Here is a 2,418-nt window from a genome sequence, read left to right as displayed (position 1 = left end):
AACCGCCGGGCCTTTTCTCACGCCGCGACGATCCGCAACCGCGGATAACGCGCCAGCCACGCCTTCCCCGTCACCCGCGCATCGAAGATCGCGCGCTTTTCCACCGCGAACCGCGCCGTCGGCCGCACCAGCAGCGCGAACAGGTCGTCCAGACCGCACGGCGCGGCGACCTCCACCACCCCCGCCGAATCGATCCGCACCGCCACTGCGGTCGCGGTTTCCGGCCAGTGGCACATCGCGTCGGCCATATCGCGATAGGGCGCGTCGCCGTTACGCGCGTGCATCCGCGCCTGGTTCTTCACCGACCAGTCGACGCCCGGACAGGCCGCGCCCAGCGCCGCCTGCGCATCGGCGTCGCGCGCGGCGCCCTCGCCCGGCGCGTGCCACAGCACGTCGACATCGCCCGCGGGCGGCGCCGGCGCGCGATCGTGCAGCCGGTCCCACACCGCATCGCGCACAAACCCCGCGCCGATCCACGCGCCCGGCGGCCCGGCGTCGCGCACCGCGATCATCGCGCGGCACCGCCAGGCATCGCCCGCCAGCACCGCCACGACCCGCTCCGTCGTCAGAACTTCATCTGCCTGGCGATCGACGCCTGCGTCGCCTTGCCATAGGGCGGCTTCAGCCCGGCCAGCTTCATCACGTCGACCTTCGGCTGGCGATAGACCGACTTGGCGTGGCTGAACGTGCGGAATCCGTCCAGCCCGTGATAGCTGCCCATCCCCGACGGCCCGATCCCGCCGAACGGCAGGTCTTCCATCGACACGTGGAAGATCACGTCGTTGACCGTCGCCCCACCGGAAATGGTGCGGTCCAGCACGCGGCGTTCCTCGTCCTTGTCCTCACCGAAATAATAGACGGCAAGCGGCCGGTCGCGCGCATTGACCTGCGCGATCGCGCTGTCGACCCCGCCCGAATAGCGCCGGATCGGCAGCACCGGGCCGAAGATCTCTTCCTGCATCAGCGTCATGTCGTCGGTCACGTCGGTGACGATCGTCAGCGGCATCTTGCGGCTGTTCGACGCGCCGAAATCCTCGTTCGCGGGGTTCACGACGTCGATCGTCGCGCCCTTCGCGCGCGCATCCTCGATCCAGTCGGTCAGCCGCTGGTGATGCCGGTCGTTGATGACGGAGGTATAGTCCGGGTTCGACAGCAATGTCGGGTACATCGCGGTCGCCGCCTGCTTCAGCCCCGCGACCACCGCGCCTTCCTGCGCCTCGGGCACCAGCATGTAGTCGGGCGCGAGGCAGATCTGCCCGGCGTTCAGCATCTTGCCGGTCGCCACGCGCGTGGTGGTGCGCGCGATATCGGCGCTCTGCCCGACGATCACCGGGGACTTGCCGCCCAGTTCCAGCGTCACCGGCACCAGATGGTCGGCGGCGGCGTGCAGGATGTGCTTGGCGATCCCGGTCGCGCCGGTGAAGATCAGGTGATCGAACGGCAACTCGGCAAACGCCTTGCCCACGTCCGGCCCGCCCGACACGAACGCCAGCTCGTCGGCGGCGAAATATTTCGGCGCCACGTCCTCGAACAGCGCGCTGGTCACCGGCGTGAACTCGCTGGTCTTCACCATCGCGCGATTGCCCGCGGCGAAGATGCCCGCCAGCGGCGACATCACCAGGTTCACCGGGAAATTCCACGGCGCGATCACGCCCACCACGCCCTTGGGCTGGTATTCGACGCGCGCCTTCGCGCCCAGCAGCCCCAGTGGAAACTCCACCTTGCGCCGTTCGGGCCGCGCCCAGCGGTCGAGATGCTTCATCGCATGGCGGATCGGCGCGATCGACCCACCGATATCGGTGACCATCGACTGTTCGCGGCTGCGGTGCCCGAAATCCTCGCTCAGCGCGTCGCAGAAGCGCGCGGCATTCTCGGCGATCATCGTCGCCGCGCGCCGCAACCGGTCCTTGCGCACCGACAATGGCTCGGGCAGCGCCGCCATGAACGCCGCGCGCTGTGTCTCCAGAATGTCCCTCATGCCCCGCTCCTCCGTTTATCGTTGTTGGTCGTCCGGTCCTATGTGCGGCACCCCAGCAGCCCGGCCAGCGGCATCGCGATCGAATCCTGCCCGGCGCGGTCCAGCCGCAGCGTCGCGATCGGCACCGCCGCCCCGGCGGTCAGCGTCGCGCGCTGCTCAATCGTCAGCGTCAGCGTCGCGGTCACCCCGCCCGCGGCATAGGTGGCGGCCGGCGTCAGCCCCAGCGTCGCATTGCCCTCCGCGCCGGTGCGCGGCAGATCGGTGACGCGCCCGTCCAGCATCAGCCGCAGCGATCCCGGATCGGCGGTCGCCACCACCGCCAGCGCGCGAGTCTGCCCGGTGGAGAACAGATAGGCCGCGCACCCCTTGGCCGGCAGGTCCTGCGCCGGCAGCACGCCCAGCGGCAGGCCGTCGATCGAGGGCGCAGCGGGAACGGCAGG

At 70.0% G+C, this 2,418-nt stretch carries 3 protein-coding genes; all 3 read right to left on the bottom strand.

All coding sequences use genetic code 11. The features are described 5' to 3' along the window. Positions 1-17: 17 nt before the first annotated feature. A complete protein-coding gene (locus AX685_RS01245) occupies positions 18-551 on the bottom strand; it encodes a nucleotidyltransferase family protein (RefSeq protein ID WP_197418434.1) in 534 nt (177 codons plus the stop codon). A gap of 14 nt (positions 552-565) precedes the next feature. Next, positions 566-1,978: a coniferyl aldehyde dehydrogenase gene (locus tag AX685_RS01240; protein WP_066484503.1), complete on the bottom strand. Its 1,413-nt coding sequence runs from the start codon at positions 1,976-1,978 to the stop codon at positions 566-568. A 38-nt stretch (positions 1,979-2,016) separates the two neighbouring features. Next, the coding region (locus AX685_RS22175; RefSeq protein WP_066484500.1) for a hypothetical protein at positions 2,017-2,418 on the bottom strand (402 nt) is incomplete at its 5' end.

The organism is Sphingomonas sp. CCH9-F2 (assembly GCF_001556735.1).
Taxonomy (GTDB): Bacteria; Pseudomonadota; Alphaproteobacteria; order Sphingomonadales; family Sphingomonadaceae; genus Sphingomonas; species Sphingomonas ginsenosidimutans.
Note: the sequence above shows the minus strand (reverse complement) of the source record. Positions and strands in the feature narration are given on the sequence as shown.

Coding starts and splice junctions, on each gene's coding strand:
- AX685_RS01240 (WP_066484503.1), bottom strand. CDS start 1,978: ATGAGGGACATTCTGGAGACACAGCGCGCGGCGTTCATGGCGGCGCTG.